Below are 3,898 nucleotides of genomic sequence, written 5' to 3'. Positions count from 1 at the left end.
TATTGATATTAGTCAATAATTTGATGATCGTTTCATATTGATTAAGTGGATGACCGGACCAATAAAATCCGAGGATTTTCTTCTCATTGGTCAATTTCTGGTTGAGAGACCATTCGCGAATTTCCGGAAGTTTAGGTAAATATTCATCTTCTTCCGCATTTTCCTGAAATGCATCAAAGAGCATCATCTGTCCGCGTTTTTTTTCGTTCTGGATACCTGAACCATATTCCAGAGCATTTTCAATTGCAGTGAATTTTTGTGCCCTGTTACCTTCAAGCTCATCCATTGCTCCTGAAAATATCAGGCTTTCCAGAACTGCTTTGTTCACGGTCATGGAATCGACACGGGAACATAATTTAAAGATGTTTTTAAATTCTCCATTTTCTTTTCTTTCTTTAAGAATGGAGCAAATGGCAGCACTTCCAACATTTTTAATCGCTTTCAAACCAAACAGGATTTTGTTATCTCTAACCGCAAACTCTTTTTCACTTTTATTAATATTGGGAGGTTCGACTTTGATGCCCATTTTTTTACATTCATCGATAAAGTACGGAATTTTTAATGGATTATCTTCTAATGTTAAAAAAGCAGCCATAAATTCAACTGGGAAATGAGTTTTCAGATATGCTGTCTGAAAAGCAACATAAGCATAAGCAGTCGCATGACTTTTATTGAAGGCATATTTTGCGAATTCCTGCCAATCTTTCCAGATCTTTTCAATAACATGCGGTTTAACTTTCCTTTCGGTCGCACCTTTGAGGAATTTTTCGTGTAGTTTACTCATCAGTTTTTTCTTTTTCTTCCCCATTGCTTTCCGCAAAATATCTGCTTCCGCTCCGGATAATCCTCCCATTTCTCGAGCGATCTGCATAACTTGTTCCTGGTAAACGGTTACTCCATAAGTTTCTTTCAGGGAATTTTCCGTTAGAGGATGGATATAATGAACTTTTTCTTTTCCATGTTTTCTTTTGATAAAAGAATCGATAAATTGCATTGGACCGGGACGATAAAGAGCAACCATGGCGATCAGATCATCAAAAACATTCGGTTTCAGATCGATCAGATATTTTTTCATACCTGCAGATTCAAATTGGAAAATTCCGTCCGTCCAACCATTTGCGAGAACTTCGTAGGTTTTTTTATCTTTCAAATCGACATTTTCGATATCGATATTTTTATTTTCTGATTGTTTTACTAACTCAACAGTTCTTTTTATAACAGTTAGAGTTTTCAAACCCAGAATATCCATTTTCAACATTTTAAGTTCATCGAGCCATTTTCCTTCATATTGGACGATCACTGCTGACTCGCTACCTTTTTGACTGGTAACTGCGAGGGGAACATAATTTGTCAGATTTCCGGGACCGATCACAACTCCGGCAGCATGAATTCCAATATGACGTACCAAGCCTTCCAGAACTTTTGAATAGGTCAGGATAGAAGCATAAATATCGTTGCTTTTCATCATCTCCGCAAATTGTTTCGATTCCTTTAAAGCCTGATCTAAAGTGATTTTAGGTGTTGAAGGAATTAGTTTTGTGATTTCATTTGCTTTAACTGCGGAAACATCCAGAACACGAGCAACATCCTTGATCACGGATTTTGCTCCTAAAAGATTGAAAGTTACGATTTGAGTAACGCTTGTTCTTCCGTATTTCTCTACTATATAATCGATTACTTTGCTTCTTCCTTCAGCACAAAAATCGATGTCGATATCAGGCATCCCAATCCTTTCCGGATTCAGGAATCTCTCAAAAAAAAGGTTATATTTAAGCGGTTCGATTTGAGTGATATCCAATAAATATGAGACAATACTTCCGGCAGCAGAACCTCTTCCCGGTCCAACCGGAATATCCATCTTGCGAGCAGCATCAATCAGGTCTTTTACCACCAGAAAATAGCCTTCAAATCCCATTTTATGGATAACTGAAAGTTCATATTCGATCCGATTTTTAATCTCATCCGTAATTTTTGGATATTTCTTTTTTGCACTTTCCAAACAGAGAAATTTCAGGTATTCCTGCATGTCGGAATAACCTTTCGGGATCTCGACTTTCGGTAACAGAAAGTCATTATAATCGAGTTGCAAATCAATCTGATCTGCGATTTTGAGAGTATTTTCGTATGCTTCAGGAATTTCCGGAAAAAGTTTTTTCATCTCCTCTTCAGGTTTAAAATACAATTGATTTGTATTATATTTCATTCGATTAGAATCTGAAAGTGATTTTCCTGTCTGGATGCAGAGCAGAACATCATGAGCATCTGCATCTTTTGCATAAAGATAATGACAATCATTGGTCAGAACTAAAGGAGTTTTTGTATCTTTTGCAAGTTGGATCAGGAGCGGAGTTATGGTTTTTTCTTCGTCCAGACCATGATCTTGAATTTCAAGATAAAATCCATCTTGAAAAGTTTTCTTATAAAACTCGACAACTTTTTCTGCTTTTTTGAACTTCTTATTTAATAATAAGGAAGGAATCTCACCCTTGATGCAGGCAGAAAGACAGATCAATCCTGCGGAATATTTTTGTAAAAGAGATTTGCTGATCCTCGGTTTATAATAAAATCCATCGAGAAAAGCGATCGAAGAAATTTTTATCAGGTTTTTATAACCGACCAGATTTTTCGCTAAAAGCACTAAATGATGTCTTGTATCTTTTTTTGCCTTCGAATCATCAAGCTCACCATTGATCACATATGTTTCAATCCCGATGATCGGTTTTATTCCTTCTTTTCTGGCAGTATTATAAAAATCTATCGCACCGAACATATTGCCATGATCGGTCATGGCAACAGCCGGCATTTTATATTGTTTAGCCAGTTCGATCATTTTATCGACACGACAGGCTCCATCGAGTAAACTATATTGAGTATGGTTATGCAGGTGGACAAATGTCATAGATTTTTCCTCAAAAACAAAATAAAGAAAGGCAGAAATAAATTTTCAAATTTTACGAATTCAGCATCAAATTTCTGAAAATTTTATTTCCCTTTTCCAGATTTGAGAAAAAAAAATCAGGTTAATAAGTCAATGATAATTTATATTTTTTTAAGGTGGATTGGTAACTGCCTTAAAATAAAATAAGATACGCTTTTACATCTGATATTTGCAAGATGAGAAAATGATATTTAATCAACTTCAAAATAAGAATGTTACGATTATGATTCCTACAATGAACGAAAAAATTGCTAAAATAGTGATCAGTAGAGCCTTTGGGAGTTTCAGCAAAGTTCCACATTTTGGACATCTTTTAGTGTTGGAACTGACCATTTTCCCACACGATCTGCATTTTATCTGCTTCATTTGAATCCTCTTTAAAACTTGCTAAATTTTTGAAATTTGGCAAGTTTCCATTTAGAAATTTCTCAAAATCAAAGAGACCGTTATCGGAACAAGAACTCCCATCATCAGAAATAAGATGGATAAAACCTGCAGCATTCTTCCTCTTGATCTTGCTTTTCTCCCGGTTTCGAGTTTTGTGTCTTTGATAACCTTAATTCCCGGAGGTGGAAATTGTTCGGATTTCAGGATTGATGTTCCCAATCTGTATAAATAAAAACATAATCCTAAACTTAAAAGGAACATTACAAAAAAAATGATTTTTAAAGAATTTTCTGCTTTTTTGATTGCCAAACCCGGAGATTCTTCAGCAAGAGTTGATAATCTGTTTAATAAAGCTTGAAAATATCGTAGCAAAAAAAATCCGATAACGATCAGCGTAAATGCAATGAGCAGTATTTTTTTTCTGTAATTTTTATCGGCTTTGACGATGATCTGCTCATCTTTCTTCTTTTTTGTTTCTTTCATTTCTTTACGCATTTTTTTTAGATAATGAAAAAGAGTCAAAAAAAATATTGGATCAGGAAAAAAAATATTGAAAATATTTCGCTGACATTT

General features: G+C 34.9%; 3 protein-coding genes. All 3 read right to left on the bottom strand.

The genetic code is table 11. From position 1 onward, the window contains the following. Window positions 1-2,899 (bottom strand): DNA polymerase III subunit alpha (locus ENL20_11975; protein ID HHE39273.1); only part of this gene is annotated, 2,899 nt, incomplete at its 3' end. 240 nt (window positions 2,900-3,139) lie between these two features. Next, complete coding sequence (locus ENL20_11970) at window positions 3,140-3,304, bottom strand: zinc-ribbon domain-containing protein (GenBank protein ID HHE39272.1); 165 nt, start codon at window positions 3,302-3,304, stop codon at window positions 3,140-3,142. Between the two features lie 51 nt (window positions 3,305-3,355). After that, window positions 3,356-3,808, bottom strand: a complete 453-nt coding sequence (locus tag ENL20_11965) for a hypothetical protein (protein HHE39271.1) — start codon at window positions 3,806-3,808, stop codon at window positions 3,356-3,358. Window positions 3,809-3,898: the final 90 nt, after the last annotated feature.

It is taken from the genome of Candidatus Cloacimonadota bacterium (assembly GCA_011372345.1).
Taxonomy (GTDB): domain Bacteria; phylum Cloacimonadota; class Cloacimonadia; order Cloacimonadales; family TCS61; genus DRTC01.
The sequence above is the reverse complement of the archived record's forward strand: the minus strand, read 5'-3'. Positions and strand labels throughout refer to the sequence as shown.